The sequence below is a fragment of the Streptomyces sp. NBC_01232 genome, assembly GCF_035989885.1.
Lineage (GTDB): Bacteria > Actinomycetota > Actinomycetes > Streptomycetales > Streptomycetaceae > Streptomyces.
Window position 1 is genome coordinate 4,991,926 of record NZ_CP108518.1, and the last position, 17,122, is coordinate 5,009,047.

Consider the following 17,122-nt stretch of genomic DNA (forward strand, 5'->3'; position numbering starts at 1 on the left):
CGGACTACTTGGTGAAGTAGCCGGTGATGTCGGCGATGAGGTCGACGGTGCCGGAGTGGTTGTAGAAGCTGACCTTGCCGTCGACCACGGGGACGATCACCAGGTTGGGGATCGTCTGGCCGGCGGTGAAGTTCAGGTTGGACGCGCTGGAGCGGGTGGTGCCGCTGGGGTAGACCGACACGAAGCTGGACTGCGTCGGGTTGGTCGCGGTCACGTTGAGGACGACCGCCTTGACGCCGGTGGCCGGGATTCCCTCGATGCCCGCGACGGGGAGGGTGACGGAGGTGCCGCCGGCGACCTTGGCCTGCGGTACTCCGAGTCCCTCACGGGTGTCCATCAGCCGCGTCGGGCCGATGTTGGTGTGCGTGGCACCCGAGGTGCTGTCCGAAAAATAGCCGGTGATGTCGGCGATGAGGTCGACGGTGCCGGAGTGGTTGTAGAAGCTGACCTTGCCGTCGACCACGGGGACGATCACCAGGTTGGGGATCGTCTGGCCGGCGGTGAAGTTCAGGTTGGAGGCGCTGGAGCGGGTGGTGCCGCTGGGGTAGACCGACACGAAGCTGGACTGCGTCGGGTTGGTCGCGGTCACGTTGAGGACGACCGCCTTGACGCCGGTGGCCGGGATTCCCTCGACGCCCGCGACGGGGAGGGTGACGGAGGTACCGCCGGCGACCTTGGCCTGCGGTACGCCGAGTCCCTCACGGGTGTCCATCAGCCGCGTCGGGCCGATGTTGGTGTGCGTGGCACCCTCGCCGCTCCAGGTGAAGTACCCGGTGATGTCGGCTATGAGGTGGACCGCTCCCGAGTGGTTGTAGAAGCTGACCTTGCCGTCGACCACGGGGACGACCACCAGGTTGGGGATCGTCTGGCCGGCGGTGAAGTTCAGGTTCGACGCGCTGGAGCGGGCCGTTCCGTTCGGGTAGACCGACACGAAGCTGGACTGGGTGGGCTCCGTCGCCGTCACGTTCAGGACGGCCGCGGTGACACCGCTCGCCGGGATGCCGGTGGAGCCGCCCGCGACCTGCAGGGTGACGGAGGTGCCGCCGGCCACCTTGGCCTGCGGTACGCCCAGGCCCTCACGGGTGTCCATCAGCCGCTTGGGAGCGACCGGGACGAACTTGATGTCCTTGACCTCGGCGAGGACGGTGACCGGGAGGCTGGTGGCCACCTTGCCGTTCGTCGTGGTCGCCCGGACCTGGACCTGGTGGCTGCCCAGCGCCAGCGAGGCCGACGCCGAACGGGCGGTGCCCGCGACGGTGGCGACCGGCTTGTCGTCGACCAGCAGCTCGAACTTGCTCACCTGGGCGCTCGCCGTGCTGGTGTCGAAGCCGACGGAGACGGGACCGGGGGTCTGGAACGAGGAGCCCGGCTGGGCCGCTTCCCCGTTCACGGAGGTGACCTTCAGCCTGGCCGCGGGACCGGAGGTGCGGAGCGCGTCCAGCTGGGGGTAGAGCGCGTGGCCCGGGCATTGGGTGTTGAAGCCGTCCCGGTGTCCCGAGAGCGTCTTGAACTCGTACGACTGCCCCGCGGTGTAGCTCTTGCCGAAGTAGTTCTTCTGGTCGGCGCCCGCGGTCAGCATCGTCGTGCCGCTCATGTCGCCGTCGTACTGGCCGAGCTTGTAGGCCGCGACCTTGGAGATGGCGTCGAGCGCGGCCTGCGAGGCCCCGGCCTGCGTGTAGTCGCCGAGGACGGAGACGCTCGTCGACTCGGAGTTCCAGCCGTAGGCGTGCGCGCCCTGCACGGGCTGGTCGACACCGCCCTGGCGGCCCTCGAAGATCGTGCCGCACTTGTCGACGAGGAAGTTGTAGCCGAGGTCACGCCACTTGTTCTCGTTCACGTGGTACACGTGCAGGCCGCGGACGATGGCCGCGGACTCGGAGCACTCGTACGGCGCGGAGGCCGCGGTGTGGTGGACGAAGGCCGCCTTGATCTTCGCTCCGGGGAGGTAGACCGGGCCCTCGTTGTTCAGGCTCTCGTCCGCTCCCCACTGGACGCGCGAGACGATCTCGGGCTTCGGCGCCGTGGAGGCGGGGCCCGGAGTGGTCGGCGGCTGTGCGGGCGTCGGCGGAACGGGGTCCTCCGCCGGGGCGGCGAACGCCGCCGGCTCGGCCTTCAGGTCTCCGGACTTCTTGGCGGCAGCGGTGGAACCCGGGTCGACGAGCGCCAGCTCCAGTCCGGCGGGCAGCGCGGCAGTGCCCGCGTCCGCGCCCACGCGGACCTCGGCGCCGTCCGACAGACCGACCCAGACGGGCTCCGTGGAGCCGCGCATCCCGGGGCGCTTGCCGTCGAGGTTCGCCTGCGCCTTCTCCAGGGTGATCCACTTCGACCACTCACCGGTCTTCGCATTGCGCGTGCGCGCCTCGATCGGGCCCTTCACCTCGGCCGCGGGGTCCGACCACGTGACGCCCAGGAGGCCGAAGGGCTTCGTGTCCTGCTGTGCGAGGACGGCCTTGCCGGTCCCCTTGTTCTTCAGGCGGAGCTTGTGGACCTTGCCCTCCACCGGCCCCCGTGCCTTGCCGGGGGCGCTGTAGCGCGGCAGTCCCTCATCGTCCAGGGAGTCGGTGCCGAAGCCGTTGGCCGCCCCCTGGAAACCGAGTACCGCTACGACACCGAGCGCGGCGGCCAGAGCCGTACCGCGCGCACGACCTAGTCTCAAGTTGTTTCCCCAACCCCTTTTGTGAACCGGCCATGTGACAGGCCCGGTTGGCCGGATGCTACTGGCACGCAGTTGCCGCAGGACCGGCGGGGTCGGGCCGGACGGAGGGGAATGAGAGGCTCCTGGGGCAAGCACGCAGAACGTCTCGGGGCGGGTTCATGAGGAACACCAACAACACCAACAACAACGACAACGACGGCAGACCGGGCTTCCCGGACGAGCCGCCGGGATGGCGCACCGGGCCCGCCTGGCAGGAGCAGCGCAGCCGCCCGGGGCCGCTGAAGGCCACCCTCACCGTGGCGCTCATCGCCGGGCTCGCGCTGGTCGCCCTGCGGCCCGAGCTGGTGATCGACAGGCTCACCGGCAAGGCCGGGGCCCGGCAGGACGCCCGGAGCGCGGCGCCGCTGGCGGCGGAGTCCGTACGCCCCACCGCGCCGCCGCCCGCGCTGCCGCCCGATCAGCCGACGCTGCAGGAACCCTTCCGCGGCTCCCCGGCCCTCCAGTGGGCCGACGGCGCCGCCGGGATCGAGGTCCCCGAGGCCACCGCCCTGGGCGGGATGTCGAAGGAGAAGGTCGCCGACGCACTGCAGAAGACGAAGCAGTTCCTCGTCGCGGCGAACCTGGACCCGGCGACCCTGCGCGGGGAGCGGCCCGACGGCGCCCTGGCGATCCTGGACCCGCGGCAGCCGGAGATCCCGCAGCTGCTGGAGCGGTACCTGACGAAGCCCACGGCGCAGGACACCCCGGTGACGGTCTTCACCCGCTTCGACCCGGCCGAGGCGGGGCCGGTCGGCGACGTCGTCAAGGTGCGCGGCAGCATGCGCGTGGAGAAGGGGGACCCGGGGGAGGTCCTCGTGGTGACGGACTACACCTTCGTCCACCCGCTGACCAAGGCGAAGGGCGGCACGAGCGTGCAGCGCACGATCGTGCGCCGGCAGATCACCCTCGCCCTGCTCGACCCGGCGCGCTGGGAGACCACGCGGGGCCGGCTGCAGCTGCGCGAGTACCAGGCGGAGTGGTCGAACGTGGAGTGCGAGGCGGCCGACGGCTTCCTGCACCCGCAGTTCCCGCTGGACGCGCCGACCGGGCCTGCGGCCACCGGGCCCGCCGAGGATCCGTACGACCGCAGTACGGACATCCAGGGCGAAGGGTGCAGGACCATCACCCGCTCCTGACCGGGGGAGGAGCCCCGCCGGGTGCGGCGCGTGGTGCGGTTTGACCACTCAGCGTGGCGGGGTATTCTCTTCCGCCCGATTGGCCAGGTACGTGCCTCGTATGGCAGACTACTCAAGTTGCTCGGCTGAGTGCCGATGCTGCGCGCCTCCCGCCGGGAGGACCGGAAGCGAGTCCCACAGTACTCGTCGTCCTTAATCTGCCTCTCGGGGCAGCAATGGGGACGGACGTACGGGAATCTTCTGGGAAGTGTCAGCACGGTGCACACCAGGCACTCGGTGGGTGTTTCTCCCCCGAATCGCGGTCACAGGGACCGCACCCCCTTGGACGAGGGAATTTCCGTATGGGAATTTTCTGTAGAGGGAGTGCGACACGCCCGACCGCGTGGGTCGGAGGAGAGGCAGTGGGATCCGTCCCGCAGCCGACCGGGAGCCAGAGCGTTTCCACATACAGACAGGACTACGGAGTAGCCATGGCGGGACAGAAGATCCGCATCCGGCTCAAGGCCTACGACCACGAGGTCATCGATTCCTCGGCGAAGAAGATCGTCGAGACGGTGACGCGCACTGGTGCGTCGGTCGCGGGCCCGGTGCCGCTGCCCACTGAGAAGAACGTGTACTGCGTCATCAAGTCGCCGCACAAGTACAAGGACTCGCGCGAGCACTTCGAGATGCGCACGCACAAGCGCCTGATCGACATCCTCGACCCGACCCCCAAGACCGTTGACTCGCTGATGCGCCTGGACCTTCCGGCCGGCGTTGACATCGAGATCAAGCTCTGAGAGGCGTCGAGAAGATGGCAAAGCAGATCAAGGGCGTCCTGGGCGAGAAGCTCGGCATGACCCAGGTCTGGGACGAGAACAACCGTGTCGTCCCGGTGACCGTGGTCAAGGCCGGACCCTGCGTCGTTACCCAGGTCCGTACGAACGACATCGACGGCTACGAGTCGGTCCAGATCGCCTTCGGCGAGATCGACCCGCGCAAGGTGAACAAGCCCCTCAAGGGCCACTTCGCCAAGGCCGACGTGACCCCCCGCCGCCACCTGGTGGAGCTCCGCACCTCCGACGCCAGCGAGTACACGCTCGGCCAGGAGATCACTGCTGAGGTGTTCGAGTCCGGCGTCAAGGTTGACGTCACGGGCAACAGCAAGGGCAAGGGCTTCGCCGGTGTCATGAAGCGGCACAACTTCCGGGGCCTCGGCGCCGGTCACGGTGTGCAGCGCAAGCACCGCTCCCCCGGTTCGATCGGTGGCTGTGCCACCCCTGGGCGTGTCTTCAAGGGCATGCGCATGGCCGGTCGCATGGGTAACGAGCGTGTCACCACCCAGAACCTGACCATCCACGCGGTTGACGCGGAGAAGGGTCTGCTCCTCATCAAGGGCGCAGTCCCCGGTCCGAACGGCGGCCTCGTCCTGGTCCGTACCGCGGCCAAGGGGGCTTGAGGTAATGAGCACCATTGACATCCTTTCGCCGGCAGGCGACAAGGCCGGTACCGTCGAGCTCCCCTCGGAGATCTTCGACGCGAAGACCAGCGTTCCGCTGATCCACCAGGTCGTTGTCGCTCAGCTGGCAGCTGCCCGTCAGGGCACGCACAAGACCAAGCGTCGCGGCGAAGTCCGTGGTGGTGGCCGCAAGCCGTACCGCCAGAAGGGCACCGGCCGCGCGCGCCAGGGTTCGACCCGTGCGCCGCAGTTCGTCGGCGGTGGCGTCGTCCACGGCCCGCAGCCGCGTGACTACTCCCAGCGGACCCCGAAGAAGATGAAGGCCGCCGCCCTCCGCGGTGCCCTCTCGGACCGTGCGCGTCACTCCCGCATCCACGTCGTCACCGGCGTGGTCGAGGGTGCTGCCTCCACGAAGGCCGCCAAGACGCTGTTCGGCAAGATCTCGGAGCGCAAGAACCTGCTCCTGGTCGTCGAGCGCGCCGACGAGGCCGCGTGGCTGTCCGCCCGCAACCTGCCCCAGGTTCACATCCTGGAGCCGGGCCAGCTGAACACGTACGACGTGATCGTCTCTGACGACGTGGTCTTCACTCAGGCCGCTTTCGAGTCCTTCGTGTCTGGCCCCAAGGCCGATGAGACCGAAGGGAGCGACGCGTAATGTCTGACGCGACCGTTACCAGCAAGACCTTCACTGACCCGCGCGACCTGCTGATCAAGCCGGTTGTCTCGGAGAAGAGCTACGCGCTGCTCGACGAGAACAAGTACACGTTCATCGTCGCGCCCGGCTCGAACAAGACCCAGATCAAGCAGGCTGTGGAAGCGGTCTTCTCGGTCAAGGTCACCGGGGTCAACACGATCAACCGTCAGGGTAAGCGCAAGCGCACCAAGACCGGTTTCGGCAAGCGCGCTGACACGAAGCGCGCCATCGTGACCCTCGCTGAGGGCGACCGAATCGACATCTTCGGCGGCCAGGCCTCCTAACGGAGGTCTAGTCGTCCGGAATCGGACGAGGACTGAGAAATGGGTATCCGCAAGTACAAGCCGACGACCCCGGGCCGTCGTGGCTCCAGCGTCGCCGACTTTGTCGAGATCACGCGGTCCACGCCGGAGAAGTCGCTGGTTCGCCCCCTGCACAGCAAGGGCGGCCGTAACAACACCGGTCGGATCACCGTTCGCCACCAGGGTGGTGGACACAAGCGCGCCTACCGCGTGATCGACTTCCGTCGTCACGACAAGGACGGCGTGCCGGCGAAGGTCGCGCACATCGAGTACGACCCCAACCGCACCGCGCGCATCGCGCTCCTGCACTACGCGGACGGCGAGAAGCGCTACATCATCGCGCCGAAGGCTCTGAAGCAGGGCGACCGGATTGAGAACGGCCCCACGGCCGACATCAAGCCCGGTAACAACCTCGCGCTCCGCAACATCCCGGTCGGTACCACGATCCACGCGATCGAGCTCCGTCCCGGTGGTGGCGCCAAGTTCGCCCGCTCCGCGGGTGCCTCCGTGCAGCTGCTGGCGAAGGAGGGCACGATGGCCCACCTTCGTATGCCTTCCGGTGAGATCCGCCTGGTCGACGCGCGCTGCCGCGCCACCGTCGGCGAGGTCGGCAACGCCGAGCAGTCGAACATCAACTGGGGCAAGGCCGGCCGTATGCGCTGGAAGGGCGTTCGCCCGTCCGTCCGCGGTGTCGCGATGAACCCGGTTGACCACCCGCACGGTGGTGGTGAGGGCAAGACCAGTGGTGGTCGCCACCCGGTCTCCCCGTGGGGTCAGAAGGAGGGTCGTACTCGCTCGCCGAAGAAGGCTTCGAGCAAGTACATCGTCCGCCGCCGCAAGACGAACAAGAAGCGCTAGGAGCGGGTTTAGATGCCGCGCAGTCTCAAGAAGGGGCCCTTCGTCGACGACCACCTCGTAAAGAAGGTGGACGTCCAGAACGAAGCCGGCACCAAGAACGTCATCAAGACCTGGTCCCGTCGCTCGATGATCATCCCCAGCATGCTGGGTCACACCATCGCGGTGCACAACGGCAAGACCCACGTCCCGGTGTTCGTCACCGAGTCGATGGTCGGCCACAAGCTCGGCGAGTTCTCGCCGACTCGCACCTTCCGCGGCCACGTCAAGGACGACCGGAAGTCGAAGCGCCGCTAAAGGCGGGGTGGTTACGACTATGACTTACACCGAAGGGACAACCATGGAAGCCAGGGCCCAGGCGCGGTACATCCGCGTCACGCCCATGAAGGCCCGCCGAGTGGTGGACCTTATCCGTGGCATGGATGCCACGGAGGCTCAGGCGGTCCTGCGTTTCGCCCCGCAGGCCGCGAGCGTGCCGGTTGGCAAGGTGCTTGACAGCGCCATTGCCAATGCCGCACACAACTACAACCACCCGGACGCCTCCACGCTGGTCATCAGCGAGGCGTTCGTGGACGAGGGCCCGACCCTGAAGCGGTTCCGTCCGCGTGCGCAGGGCCGTGCCTACCGGATCCGCAAGCGGACCAGCCACATCACCGTGGTCGTCAGCAGCAAGGAAGGTTCCCGGTAATGGGCCAGAAGGTAAACCCGCACGGGTTCCGGCTCGGCATCACCACCGACTTCAAGTCGCGTTGGTACGCCGACAAGCTGTACAAGGACTACGTCAAGGAAGACGTCGCCATCCGTCGGATGATGACGTCCGGCATGGAGCGCGCCGGCATCTCGAAGGTTGAGATCGAGCGCACCCGTGACCGCGTGCGTGTGGACATCCACACCGCTCGTCCGGGCATCGTCATCGGCCGCCGTGGCGCCGAGGCCGACCGCATCCGCGGTGACCTCGAGAAGCTCACGGGCAAGCAGGTCCAGCTGAACATCCTCGAGGTCAAGAACCCCGAGCTCGATGCCCAGCTGGTTGCCCAGGCCGTTGCCGAGCAGCTCTCCTCCCGCGTCTCCTTCCGTCGCGCCATGCGTAAGAGCATGCAGGGCACGATGAAGGCCGGCGCCAAGGGCATCAAGATCCAGTGTGGCGGCCGTCTCGGCGGCGCCGAGATGTCCCGCTCCGAGTTCTACCGCGAAGGCCGTGTGCCGCTGCACACCCTGCGCGCGAACGTGGACTACGGCTTCTTCGAGGCCAAGACCACCTTCGGCCGTATCGGTGTGAAGGTCTGGATCTACAAGGGCGATGTCAAGAACATCGCCGAGGTTCGCGCCGAGAACGCTGCGGCCCGTGCGGGTAACCGCCCGGCCCGTGGCGCGCAGGGCGCTGGCGACCGTCCCGCCGGCCGTGGTGGCCGTGGTGGCGAGCGCGGCGGCCGTGGTGGCCGCAAGCCGCAGCAGGCTGCTGGTGCCGAGGCCCCCAAGGCCGACGCTCCCGCCGCCGCTCCGGCCGAGAGCACCGGAACGGAGGCCTGACCGACATGCTGATCCCTCGTAGGGTCAAGCACCGCAAGCAGCACCACCCGAAGCGCAGCGGTATGGCCAAGGGCGGTACTGAGGTCTCGTTCGGCGAGTACGGCATCCAGGCGCTGACCCCGGCGTACGTGACGAACCGCCAGATCGAGGCGGCTCGTATTGCGATGACCCGCCACATCAAGCGTGGCGGCAAGGTCTGGATCAACATCTACCCGGACCGCCCGCTGACGAAGAAGCCGGCCGAAACCCGCATGGGTTCCGGTAAGGGTTCTCCCGAGTGGTGGATCGCCAACGTGCACCCGGGCCGGGTCATGTTCGAGCTGTCCTACCCGAACGAGAAGATTGCTCGTGAGGCGCTCACCCGCGCTGCTCACAAGCTTCCGATGAAGTGCCGGATTGTTCGGCGCGAGGCAGGTGAGTCGTGATGGCGACGGGAACCAAGGCGTCCGAGCTGCGTGAGCTCGGCAACGAGGAGCTCGTTGGCAAGCTGCGCGAGGCCAAGGAGGAGCTGTTCAAGCTCCGCTTCCAGGCGGCCACGGGTCAGCTGGAGAACAACGGCCGGCTCAAGTCCGTCCGTAAGGACATCGCTCGCATCTACACCCTGATGCACGAGCGTGAGCTCGGTATCGAGACGGTGGAGAGCGCCTGATGAGCGAGAACAACGTGACTGAGAAGACCGAGCGCGGTTTCCGCAAGACCCGTGAGGGTCTGGTCGTCAGCGACAAGATGGACAAGACCGTCGTCGTCGCCGTCGAGGACCGCGTGAAGCACGCCCTGTACGGCAAGGTCATCCGCCGTACGAACAAGCTCAAGGCTCACGACGAGCAGAACGCTGCCGGCGTCGGCGACCGCGTCCTCATCATGGAGACGCGTCCGCTGTCGGCGAGCAAGCGCTGGCGCATCGTCGAGATCCTCGAGAAGGCCAAGTAAGCACCTGAGGGGTTTCCCTTAGGTTCGTTCCGCCAGGCTCGGTGGGGGCGACGCTCTCCGGAGTGAAGCCCCCGCCGGGAACCGGCAGACAAACAGGAGATACACGTGATCCAGCAGGAGTCGCGACTGCGTATCGCCGACAACACTGGTGCCAAGGAAATCCTTTGCATCCGTGTTCTCGGTGGTTCCGGTCGCCGCTACGCGGGCATCGGAGACGTCATCGTCGCCACCGTCAAGGACGCGATCCCCGGTGGCAACGTGAAGAAGGGTGACGTCGTCAAGGCGGTCATCGTTCGCACCGTCAAGGAGCGTCGCCGCCAGGACGGCTCGTACATCCGCTTTGACGAGAACGCCGCCGTCATTCTGAAGAACGACGGCGACCCTCGCGGCACCCGTATCTTCGGCCCGGTGGGCCGTGAGCTGCGCGAGAAGAAGTTCATGAAGATCATCTCGCTCGCGCCGGAGGTGCTGTAAGCATGAAGATCAAGAAGGGCGACCTGGTCCAGGTCATCACCGGTAAGGACAAGGGCAAGCAGGGCAAGGTCATCGTTGCCTTCCCCGCCGACAACCGTGTCCTCGTCGAGGGTGTCAACCGGGTCAAGAAGCACACCAAGGCTGCGCAGAACCAGGCCGGTGGCATTGTGATCACCGAGGCCCCGGTCCACGTCAGCAACGTTCAGCTGGTTGTGGAGAAGGACGGCAAGAAGGTCGTCACCCGCGTCGGCTACCGCTTCGACGACGAGGGCAACAAGATCCGCGTTGCCAAGCGGACGGGTGAGGACATCTGATGGCTACCACTCCGCGTCTCAAGACGAAGTACCGCGAGGACATCGCGGGCAAGCTGCGTGAGGAGTTCTCCTACGAGAACGTCATGCAGATTCCCGGCCTCGTGAAGATCGTGGTCAACATGGGTGTGGGCGACGCCGCCCGCGACTCCAAGCTGATCGACGGCGCCATCAAGGACCTGACGACGATCACCGGTCAGAAGCCGGCCGTCACGAAGGCCCGCAAGTCCATCGCGCAGTTCAAGCTGCGCGAGGGTCAGCCGATCGGCTGCCACGTCACCCTCCGTGGTGACCGCATGTGGGAGTTCCTGGACCGTACGCTGTCGCTCGCGCTTCCGCGTATCCGTGACTTCCGTGGTCTGTCGCCGAAGCAGTTCGACGGCCGTGGCAACTACACCTTCGGTCTCACGGAGCAGGTCATGTTCCACGAGATCGACCAGGACAAGATCGACCGTACCCGGGGTATGGACATCACCGTGGTCACCACGGCGACCAACGACGACGAGGGCCGTGCCCTCCTTCGTCACCTCGGCTTCCCCTTCAAGGAGGCGTAAGCGAGATGGCGAAGAAGGCTCTCATCGCGAAGGCTGCCCGTAAGCCCAAGTTCGGTGTGCGTGCGTACACCCGCTGCCAGCGCTGCGGTCGCCCCCACTCCGTGTACCGCAAGTTCGGCCTGTGCCGCGTGTGCCTTCGTGAGATGGCTCACCGTGGCGAGCTGCCGGGCGTGACCAAGAGCTCCTGGTAAATCACCCTCGTCCGTAAGGACTTGGGGAGTACCAGGCACTCTCGGTAAGCATCTGGACGGTGGGTGCCCAGCCGCGCATGCCTTAGGCTTGTGTGGTTGGGCGTCCGCCGCCCATAACGACTTACTACGCCGTAGGTCCCCGCACCGCACCCGTCCCGCCACTGAGTGGGGAGAGGGATGGCGCATACAGGAAACCCCGGCGAGAGAGGCCGAAGGCCACTTCATGACCATGACTGACCCGATCGCAGACATGCTCACGCGTCTGCGTAACGCTAACTCGGCGTACCACGACACCGTCGTGATGCCGCACAGCAAGATCAAGTCGCACATCGCAGAGATCCTCAAGCAGGAGGGTTTCATCACCGGCTGGAAGGTCGAGGACGCCGAGGTCGGCAAGAACCTCGTCCTCGAGCTGAAGTTCGGGCCGAACCGCGAGCGCTCCATTGCGGGCATCAAGCGGATCTCGAAGCCCGGTCTGCGCGTGTACGCGAAGTCCACCAACCTGCCGAAGGTGCTCGGCGGCCTGGGCGTGGCGATCATCTCCACGTCGCACGGTCTGCTCACCGGCCAGCAGGCAGGCAAGAAGGGCGTAGGTGGGGAAGTCCTCGCCTACGTCTGGTAGTCGGGAACGGAGGAAAAGCAATGTCGCGAATCGGCAAGCTCCCCATCCAGGTTCCCGCCGGTGTGGACGTCACCATCGATGGCAGCACGGTTGCGGTTAAGGGCCCCAAGGGTTCCCTCACCCACACCGTCAAGGCTCCCATCGCCGTCGTGAAGGGCGAGGACGGCGTTCTGAACGTCACCCGTCCGAACGACGAGCGTCAGAACAAGGCCCTGCACGGCCTGTCCCGCACGCTGGTGGCGAACATGATCACCGGTGTGACCACGGGATACGTCAAGGCTCTCGAGATCAGCGGTGTCGGTTACCGTGTCCTGGCGAAGGGCTCCAACCTGGAGTTCCAGCTGGGTTACAGCCACCCGATCCTGGTGGAGGCGCCCGAGGGCATCTCCTTCAAGGTCGAGTCGCCGACCAAGTTCTCGGTCGAGGGCATCGACAAGCAGAAGGTCGGCGAGGTCGCCGCCAACATCCGCAAGCTGCGGAAGCCCGACCCGTACAAGGCCAAGGGTGTCAAGTACGCCGGCGAAGTCATCCGCCGCAAGGTCGGAAAGGCTGGTAAGTAGCCATGGCATACGGTGTGAAGATCGCCAAGGGCGACGCGTACAAGCGCGCTGCCAAGGCTCGCCGCCACATCCGCATTCGCAAGAACGTGTCGGGTACGGCGGAGCGTCCGCGCCTCGTCGTGACGCGTTCGAACCGCAACATCGTTGCTCAGGTCATCGACGACCTCCAGGGTCACACCCTGGCGTCCGCGTCGACCCTGGACACCTCGATCCGCGGTGGCGAAGGCGACAAGAGCGCCCAGGCCCAGGCCGTCGGCGCGCTCGTCGCCGAGCGTGCGAAGGCTGCGGGAGTCGAGACCGTCGTGTTCGACCGCGGTGGCAACCGATACGCCGGGCGCATTGCCGCTCTGGCTGACGCCGCCCGCGAAGCCGGGCTGAAGTTCTAAGCCCCGGTTCCGGGACTCACGGACGTAACAGAGAGAGGTAATCCAATGGCTGGACCCCAGCGCCGCGGAAGCGGTGCCGGTGGCGGCGAGCGGCGGGACCGGAAGGGTCGCGACGGTGGCCCTGCCGCCGAGAAGACCGCTTACGTTGAGCGCGTTGTCGCGATCAACCGCGTCGCCAAGGTTGTCAAGGGTGGTCGCCGCTTCAGCTTCACCGCGCTGGTCGTGGTGGGCGACGGTGACGGCACTGTAGGTGTCGGTTACGGCAAGGCCAAGGAAGTTCCCGCGGCCATCGCCAAGGGTGTCGAGGAAGCGAAGAAGAACTTCTTCAAGGTTCCGCGCATCCAGGGCACCATCCCTCACCCGATCCAGGGCGAGAAGGCTGCGGGCGTCGTCCTGCTGAAGCCTGCTTCCCCCGGTACCGGTGTTATCGCCGGTGGCCCGGTGCGCGCCGTTCTGGAGTGCGCCGGCGTTCACGACATCCTGTCGAAGTCCCTGGGCTCCGACAACGCGATCAACATCGTGCACGCGACCGTGGCGGCCCTCCAGGGCCTGCAGCGTCCCGAGGAGATCGCGGCTCGCCGTGGTCTGCCCCTCGAGGACGTCGCCCCCGCGGCTCTGCTTCGTGCACGTGCCGGGGCGGGTGCGTAATGGCTCGCCTCAAGATCACGCAGACGAAGTCGTACATCGGCAGCAAGCAGAACCACCGCGACACGCTGCGTTCGCTCGGGCTCAAGCGCCTGAACGACGTCGTCGTCAAGGAGGACCGCCCCGAGTTCCGCGGAATGGTGCAGACCGTCCGCCACCTCGTGACGGTTGAGGAGGTTGACTAATCATGGCTGAGAACAGCCCGCTGAAGGCCCACAACCTCCGTCCCGCCCCCGGCGCCAAGACCGCGAAGACCCGTGTCGGTCGTGGTGAGGCGTCGAAGGGTAAGACGGCCGGTCGTGGTACGAAGGGCCAGAAGGCCCGTTACCAGATCCCGCAGCGCTTCGAGGGTGGGCAGATGCCCCTCCACATGCGCCTGCCGAAGCTCAAGGGCTTCAAGAACCCGTTCCGCACCGAGTTCCAGGTTGTCAACCTGGACAAGCTCGGCGCTCTCTACCCCGAGGGTGGAGAAGTCACGGTGGCCGACCTGGTCGCCAAGGGCGCGGTTCGCAAGAACAGCCTCGTCAAGGTCCTGGGCCAGGGCGAGATCTCCGTGGCGCTGCAGGTTTCGGTTGACGCCGTTTCCGCCTCCGCCAAGGAGAAGATTGCCGCTGCCGGCGGCACCGTCACCGAGCTCGTCTAAGACGATTTCAGTGGCTGAATAGCTCGAAACCCGACCGGGGATGCCTCACATATGGGGCATCCCCGGTCGGTCGTTCCACGGAAGGCACACTCGCCGGTAAGGTGGCGTGCACCTTTGCTTTGTCGTATACGTCGATCCCTCAGACCGTCACCTCTGACGCAGTAGCGCGGGGGTCGCAGGAGGCACCGTGCTCACCGCGTTCGCCCGGGCGTTCAAGACGCCCGACCTGCGCAAGAAGCTGCTCTTCACGCTCGGCATCATCGTGCTGTTCCGGCTCGGGTCCCATATCCCGGTACCCGGCGTGAGCTACAAGAACGTTCAGATCTGTGTCGAACAGGCAGGCAGCAGCAATGGGCTGTTCGGTCTGGTCAACATGTTCAGCGGCGGTGCGCTGCTGCAGATCACGATCTTTGCGCTCGGCATCATGCCCTACATCACGGCGAGCATCATTCTGCAGCTGCTGACCGTGGTCATCCCGAAGCTGGAGACCCTCAAAAAAGAGGGACAGTCCGGCACGGCGAAGATCACTCAGTACACGCGCTATCTGACGGTCGCGCTCGCGATCCTGCAGGGCACGGGCCTCGTCGCCACGGCCCGCACCGGTGCCCTGTTCCAGGGCTGCCAGGTCGCCAGCCAGATCGTCCCCGACCGGTCGATCTTCACCACGGTCGTCATGGTGGTCACCATGACCGCCGGTACCTGCGTCGTCATGTGGCTCGGTGAGCTCATCACCGACCGCGGCATCGGCAACGGCATGTCGATCCTCATGTTCATCTCGATCGCCGCCGGCTTCATCGGCGCCCTGTGGGCCATCAAGGAGCAGGGCAAGATCGCCGACGGCTGGGTCGAGTTCGGCGTGGTCATGCTCGTCGGTCTCGCGATGGTCGGCCTCGTCGTCTTCGTCGAGCAGGCGCAGCGCCGGATCCCGGTCCAGTACGCGAAGCGCATGATCGGCCGCCGTGCCTACGGTGGTACCTCGACCTACATCCCGCTCAAGGTGAACCAGGCGGGCATCATCCCCGTTATCTTCGCCTCGTCGCTGCTCTACATCCCGGCACTGGTCGTGCAGTTCAGCGGGTCCACCGCGGGCTGGGCCACCTGGATCCAGAAGCACTTCGTCAAGGGCGACCACCCGTACTACATCGCGGTGTACTTCCTCCTGATCGTTTTCTTCGCGTTCTTCTACGTGGCGATCTCGTTCAACCCCGAGGAAGTTGCAGACAACATGAAGAAGTATGGTGGGTTCATCCCGGGCATCCGCGCCGGTCGGCCCACCGCCGAGTACCTGAGCTACGTACTCAACCGGATCACCTGGCCGGGGTCGCTGTACCTGGGTCTCATCGCTCTTGTGCCGACGATGGCGTTGGCCGGCTTCGGAGCGAACCAGAACTTCCCGTTCGGCGGGACGAGCATCCTCATCATCGTGGGTGTGGGTCTGGAAACCGTGAAGCAGATCGAGAGCCAGCTCCAGCAGCGTAATTACGAAGGGTTCCTCCGCTGATGCGAATCGTCCTCGTTGGACCGCCCGGTGCGGGCAAGGGAACGCAGGCTGCGTTCCTTGCCAAGAACCTGTCGATTCCGCACATCTCCACGGGCGACCTGTTCCGGGCCAACATCAGCCAGGGCACTGAGCTGGGCAAGCAGGCGAAGGCGTACATGGACGCCGGCGACCTGGTCCCCGACGAGGTGACCATCGGCATGGCGAAGGACCGTATGGAGCAGCCGGACGCCGTGAACGGCTTCCTGCTCGACGGATTCCCGCGCAACGTCTCGCAGGCCGAGGCGCTCGACGTGATGCTCCAGGCGGCGGGCATGAAGCTCGACGCCGTCCTCGACCTGGAGGTCGAGGAGGACGAGGTCGTCAAGCGGATCGCCGGCCGGCGCATCTGCCGCAACGACTCCTCGCACGTCTTCCACGTGACGTACGCCCAGCCCAAGGCCGAGGGTGTCTGCGACACCTGCGGCGGCGAGCTGTACCAGCGCGGCGACGACTCCGAGGCGACGGTGCGCAACCGGCTCGAGGTCTACCACACGCAGACCGAGCCGATCATCGACTACTACAAGGCCCAGGGCCTGCTGGTGACCATCCCGGCCCTCGGTGAGGTCGCGGACGTCACGAAGCGCGCGATGGACGCCCTCAAGAAGTAGTAACTCTTTGTGTGCAGGTACGGCCGCGGTGTCCCCAGGACATCGCGGCCGTACTGTTGAGAAGACCTGTACAGCGCAGATCCGAAGGTGGAAGGCATTTCCCATGGTCCAGATCAAGACCCCCGAGCAGATCGCGAAGATGCGCGAGGCAGGGCTGGTCGTCGCCGCGATCCACGCTGCGACCCGTGAGGCGGCCGTGCCGGGCGCCACGACGCGGGATCTGGACATGGTGGCCCGCAAGGTCATCGCGGACGCCGGTGCCAAGTCGAACTTCCTCGGTTACGGCGGCTTCCCCGCGACCATCTGCACCTCGGTGAACGAGGTCGTCGTCCACGGCATCCCGGACGACAAGACCGTCCTCAAGGACGGCGACATCATCTCGATCGACGCCGGCGCGATCGTGGACGGCTGGCACGGCGACGCCGCGTACACCGCCTTCGTGGGCACGGGGCACGCCCCTGAGCTCGTGGAGCTCTCCCGGGTGACCGAGGAGTCCATGTGGGCCGGTATCGCCGCCATGAAGCTGGGCAACCGCCTCGTGGACATCTCGAAGGCGATCGAGACGTACATCAGGCGCCAGCCCCGCCCGTCCACCGGTGACCACAGCCTCGGCAAGTTCGGGATCATCGAGGACTACGGCGGCCACGGCATCGGGTCCGAGATGCACATGGACCCGCACCTGCTGAACTACGTCTCGCGCAAGCGGGGCAAGGGGATCAAGCTCGTCCCGGGCCTGTGCCTTGCGATCGAGCCGATGGTCTCCCTGGGTACCGCCCAGACGGAGGTCCTTTCGGACGACTGGACGGTCATCACGACGGACGGCACCTGGTCCTCGCACTGGGAGCACTCCATCGCGCTGACGGAGGCGGGACCCATCGTCCTGACCAGCCCGGACTGCGGCAAGGCGAAGCTGGCGGAGTACGGAGTCACCACGGCTCCGGACCCCCTCGGTTAATGATCTAGACTCTGGGGCAAACTTTCCGGATTCGTCTTTCGGGGTGCCCTGAC

Annotated in this window: 26 protein-coding genes; 25 read left to right on the forward strand and 1 reads right to left on the reverse strand. The window is 66.3% G+C overall.

All coding sequences use genetic code 11. From position 1 onward, the window contains the following. Positions 1-4 precede the first annotated feature (4 nt). Positions 5-2,656, reverse strand: a complete 2,652-nt coding sequence (locus OG444_RS23160; protein WP_327263988.1) for a peptidoglycan recognition protein family protein — start codon at positions 2,654-2,656, stop codon at positions 5-7. A 158-nt stretch (positions 2,657-2,814) separates the two neighbouring features. Here OG444_RS23160 and OG444_RS23165 point away from each other — a divergent pair, with 158 nt between their 5' ends. The 25 genes from OG444_RS23165 to map all read left to right on the forward strand — a co-directional run bounded on the left by OG444_RS23165 (position 2,815) and on the right by map (position 17,069). Further along, on the forward strand, positions 2,815-3,831 hold the full coding sequence (locus OG444_RS23165; RefSeq protein WP_327263989.1) for a hypothetical protein: 1,017 nt from the start codon (positions 2,815-2,817) through the stop codon (positions 3,829-3,831). A gap of 470 nt (positions 3,832-4,301) precedes the next feature. Beyond that, positions 4,302-4,610 carry a 30S ribosomal protein S10 gene (gene rpsJ / locus OG444_RS23170; protein WP_003948644.1) on the forward strand — a complete coding sequence of 103 codons (309 nt, stop codon included), beginning with the start codon at positions 4,302-4,304 and terminating at the stop codon, positions 4,608-4,610. A 14-nt stretch (positions 4,611-4,624) separates the two neighbouring features. Further along, entirely contained in the window at positions 4,625-5,269 is a 645-nt protein-coding gene (rplC, locus tag OG444_RS23175) for a 50S ribosomal protein L3 (protein WP_007265899.1), read from the forward strand. Positions 5,270-5,273: 4 nt separating this feature from the next. After that, positions 5,274-5,924, forward strand: coding sequence for a 50S ribosomal protein L4 (gene rplD / locus OG444_RS23180; RefSeq protein WP_030767300.1), 651 nt, complete (start codon positions 5,274-5,276; stop codon positions 5,922-5,924). Further along, the gene (rplW, locus tag OG444_RS23185; protein ID WP_215023440.1) at positions 5,924-6,247 is read left to right on the forward strand and encodes a 50S ribosomal protein L23; all 324 of its coding nucleotides are present in this window, start codon (positions 5,924-5,926) and stop codon (positions 6,245-6,247) included. Before rplD ends, rplW begins: the two co-directional genes overlap by 1 nt. A 39-nt stretch (positions 6,248-6,286) precedes the next feature. Continuing rightward, positions 6,287-7,123, forward strand: a complete 837-nt coding sequence (gene rplB / locus OG444_RS23190; protein ID WP_008739715.1) for a 50S ribosomal protein L2 — start codon at positions 6,287-6,289, stop codon at positions 7,121-7,123. A gap of 12 nt (positions 7,124-7,135) precedes the next feature. Next, positions 7,136-7,417 (forward strand): 30S ribosomal protein S19, encoded by a 282-nt coding sequence (gene rpsS / locus OG444_RS23195; protein ID WP_008739713.1) that lies wholly within the window; start codon positions 7,136-7,138, stop codon positions 7,415-7,417. 43 nt (positions 7,418-7,460) lie between these two features. Further along, positions 7,461-7,808: a 50S ribosomal protein L22 gene (rplV, locus tag OG444_RS23200; protein WP_037792011.1), complete on the forward strand. Its 348-nt coding sequence runs from the start codon at positions 7,461-7,463 to the stop codon at positions 7,806-7,808. Further along, complete coding sequence (gene rpsC / locus OG444_RS23205; RefSeq protein ID WP_008739710.1) at positions 7,808-8,650, forward strand: 30S ribosomal protein S3; 843 nt, start codon at positions 7,808-7,810, stop codon at positions 8,648-8,650. The genes rplV and rpsC overlap by 1 nt, the downstream gene beginning before the upstream one ends. Positions 8,651-8,655: 5 nt before the next feature. Then, positions 8,656-9,075 (forward strand): 50S ribosomal protein L16, encoded by a 420-nt coding sequence (rplP, locus tag OG444_RS23210; protein WP_112447745.1) that lies wholly within the window; start codon positions 8,656-8,658, stop codon positions 9,073-9,075. Beyond that, the gene (gene rpmC, locus OG444_RS23215) at positions 9,075-9,299 is read left to right on the forward strand and encodes a 50S ribosomal protein L29 (protein WP_008739703.1); all 225 of its coding nucleotides are present in this window, start codon (positions 9,075-9,077) and stop codon (positions 9,297-9,299) included. Before rplP ends, rpmC begins: the two co-directional genes overlap by 1 nt. Continuing rightward, positions 9,299-9,580 carry a 30S ribosomal protein S17 gene (rpsQ, locus tag OG444_RS23220; RefSeq protein WP_030008467.1) on the forward strand — a complete coding sequence of 94 codons (282 nt, stop codon included), beginning with the start codon at positions 9,299-9,301 and terminating at the stop codon, positions 9,578-9,580. Before rpmC ends, rpsQ begins: the two co-directional genes overlap by 1 nt. Before the next feature lie 105 nt (positions 9,581-9,685). Beyond that, complete coding sequence (gene rplN / locus OG444_RS23225) at positions 9,686-10,054, forward strand: 50S ribosomal protein L14 (RefSeq protein WP_008739701.1); 369 nt, start codon at positions 9,686-9,688, stop codon at positions 10,052-10,054. Positions 10,055-10,056: 2 nt separating this feature from the next. Next, on the forward strand, positions 10,057-10,368 hold the full coding sequence (gene rplX / locus OG444_RS23230) for a 50S ribosomal protein L24 (protein ID WP_030008468.1): 312 nt from the start codon (positions 10,057-10,059) through the stop codon (positions 10,366-10,368). Further along, positions 10,368-10,919 carry a 50S ribosomal protein L5 gene (rplE, locus tag OG444_RS23235; protein ID WP_030388859.1) on the forward strand — a complete coding sequence of 184 codons (552 nt, stop codon included), beginning with the start codon at positions 10,368-10,370 and terminating at the stop codon, positions 10,917-10,919. Before rplX ends, rplE begins: the two co-directional genes overlap by 1 nt. A gap of 5 nt (positions 10,920-10,924) precedes the next feature. After that, the gene (locus tag OG444_RS23240; RefSeq protein WP_003956452.1) at positions 10,925-11,110 is read left to right on the forward strand and encodes a type Z 30S ribosomal protein S14; all 186 of its coding nucleotides are present in this window, start codon (positions 10,925-10,927) and stop codon (positions 11,108-11,110) included. 223 nt (positions 11,111-11,333) lie between these two features. Beyond that, the gene (gene rpsH, locus OG444_RS23245) at positions 11,334-11,732 is read left to right on the forward strand and encodes a 30S ribosomal protein S8 (protein WP_007265911.1); all 399 of its coding nucleotides are present in this window, start codon (positions 11,334-11,336) and stop codon (positions 11,730-11,732) included. A 20-nt stretch (positions 11,733-11,752) separates the two neighbouring features. Beyond that, positions 11,753-12,292 (forward strand): 50S ribosomal protein L6, encoded by a 540-nt coding sequence (gene rplF, locus OG444_RS23250; RefSeq protein ID WP_327263990.1) that lies wholly within the window; start codon positions 11,753-11,755, stop codon positions 12,290-12,292. Positions 12,293-12,294: 2 nt separating this feature from the next. Beyond that, the gene (rplR, locus tag OG444_RS23255) at positions 12,295-12,678 is read left to right on the forward strand and encodes a 50S ribosomal protein L18 (RefSeq protein ID WP_008739696.1); all 384 of its coding nucleotides are present in this window, start codon (positions 12,295-12,297) and stop codon (positions 12,676-12,678) included. A 45-nt stretch (positions 12,679-12,723) separates the two neighbouring features. Further along, entirely contained in the window at positions 12,724-13,326 is a 603-nt protein-coding gene (rpsE, locus tag OG444_RS23260) for a 30S ribosomal protein S5 (RefSeq protein WP_030388857.1), read from the forward strand. Continuing rightward, positions 13,326-13,508: a 50S ribosomal protein L30 gene (gene rpmD, locus OG444_RS23265; protein WP_053682614.1), complete on the forward strand. Its 183-nt coding sequence runs from the start codon at positions 13,326-13,328 to the stop codon at positions 13,506-13,508. Before rpsE ends, rpmD begins: the two co-directional genes overlap by 1 nt. Before the next feature lie 2 nt (positions 13,509-13,510). Next, positions 13,511-13,966 (forward strand): 50S ribosomal protein L15, encoded by a 456-nt coding sequence (rplO, locus tag OG444_RS23270; protein WP_030008473.1) that lies wholly within the window; start codon positions 13,511-13,513, stop codon positions 13,964-13,966. A gap of 187 nt (positions 13,967-14,153) precedes the next feature. After that, positions 14,154-15,467, forward strand: coding sequence for a preprotein translocase subunit SecY (gene secY, locus OG444_RS23275; RefSeq protein ID WP_326588506.1), 1,314 nt, complete (start codon positions 14,154-14,156; stop codon positions 15,465-15,467). Next, positions 15,467-16,114: an adenylate kinase gene (locus OG444_RS23280; RefSeq protein WP_327263991.1), complete on the forward strand. Its 648-nt coding sequence runs from the start codon at positions 15,467-15,469 to the stop codon at positions 16,112-16,114. Before secY ends, OG444_RS23280 begins: the two co-directional genes overlap by 1 nt. A 103-nt stretch (positions 16,115-16,217) precedes the next feature. Further along, complete coding sequence (gene map, locus OG444_RS23285) at positions 16,218-17,069, forward strand: type I methionyl aminopeptidase (protein ID WP_327263992.1); 852 nt, start codon at positions 16,218-16,220, stop codon at positions 17,067-17,069. Positions 17,070-17,122: the final 53 nt, after the last annotated feature.

Bases quoted from the DNA above. Each gene is read 5' to 3' on its own strand.
- OG444_RS23165 (WP_327263989.1), top strand. From the start codon at position 2,815: ATGAGGAACACCAACAACACCAACAACAACGACAACGACGGCAGACCG.
- rpsJ (WP_003948644.1), top strand. From the start codon at position 4,302: ATGGCGGGACAGAAGATCCGCATCCGGCTCAAGGCCTACGACCACGAG.
- rplC (WP_007265899.1), top strand. From the start codon at position 4,625: ATGGCAAAGCAGATCAAGGGCGTCCTGGGCGAGAAGCTCGGCATGACC.
- rplD (WP_030767300.1), top strand. From the start codon at position 5,274: ATGAGCACCATTGACATCCTTTCGCCGGCAGGCGACAAGGCCGGTACC.
- rplW (WP_215023440.1), top strand. From the start codon at position 5,924: ATGTCTGACGCGACCGTTACCAGCAAGACCTTCACTGACCCGCGCGAC.
- rplB (WP_008739715.1), top strand. From the start codon at position 6,287: ATGGGTATCCGCAAGTACAAGCCGACGACCCCGGGCCGTCGTGGCTCC.
- rpsS (WP_008739713.1), top strand. From the start codon at position 7,136: ATGCCGCGCAGTCTCAAGAAGGGGCCCTTCGTCGACGACCACCTCGTA.
- rplV (WP_037792011.1), top strand. From the start codon at position 7,461: ATGGAAGCCAGGGCCCAGGCGCGGTACATCCGCGTCACGCCCATGAAG.
- rpsC (WP_008739710.1), top strand. From the start codon at position 7,808: ATGGGCCAGAAGGTAAACCCGCACGGGTTCCGGCTCGGCATCACCACC.
- rplP (WP_112447745.1), top strand. From the start codon at position 8,656: ATGCTGATCCCTCGTAGGGTCAAGCACCGCAAGCAGCACCACCCGAAG.
- rpmC (WP_008739703.1), top strand. From the start codon at position 9,075: ATGGCGACGGGAACCAAGGCGTCCGAGCTGCGTGAGCTCGGCAACGAG.
- rpsQ (WP_030008467.1), top strand. From the start codon at position 9,299: ATGAGCGAGAACAACGTGACTGAGAAGACCGAGCGCGGTTTCCGCAAG.
- rplX (WP_030008468.1), top strand. From the start codon at position 10,057: ATGAAGATCAAGAAGGGCGACCTGGTCCAGGTCATCACCGGTAAGGAC.
- rplE (WP_030388859.1), top strand. From the start codon at position 10,368: ATGGCTACCACTCCGCGTCTCAAGACGAAGTACCGCGAGGACATCGCG.
- OG444_RS23240 (WP_003956452.1), top strand. From the start codon at position 10,925: ATGGCGAAGAAGGCTCTCATCGCGAAGGCTGCCCGTAAGCCCAAGTTC.
- rpsH (WP_007265911.1), top strand. From the start codon at position 11,334: ATGACCATGACTGACCCGATCGCAGACATGCTCACGCGTCTGCGTAAC.
- rplF (WP_327263990.1), top strand. From the start codon at position 11,753: ATGTCGCGAATCGGCAAGCTCCCCATCCAGGTTCCCGCCGGTGTGGAC.
- rplR (WP_008739696.1), top strand. From the start codon at position 12,295: ATGGCATACGGTGTGAAGATCGCCAAGGGCGACGCGTACAAGCGCGCT.
- rpsE (WP_030388857.1), top strand. From the start codon at position 12,724: ATGGCTGGACCCCAGCGCCGCGGAAGCGGTGCCGGTGGCGGCGAGCGG.
- rpmD (WP_053682614.1), top strand. From the start codon at position 13,326: ATGGCTCGCCTCAAGATCACGCAGACGAAGTCGTACATCGGCAGCAAG.
- rplO (WP_030008473.1), top strand. From the start codon at position 13,511: ATGGCTGAGAACAGCCCGCTGAAGGCCCACAACCTCCGTCCCGCCCCC.
- OG444_RS23280 (WP_327263991.1), top strand. From the start codon at position 15,467: ATGCGAATCGTCCTCGTTGGACCGCCCGGTGCGGGCAAGGGAACGCAG.
- map (WP_327263992.1), top strand. From the start codon at position 16,218: ATGGTCCAGATCAAGACCCCCGAGCAGATCGCGAAGATGCGCGAGGCA.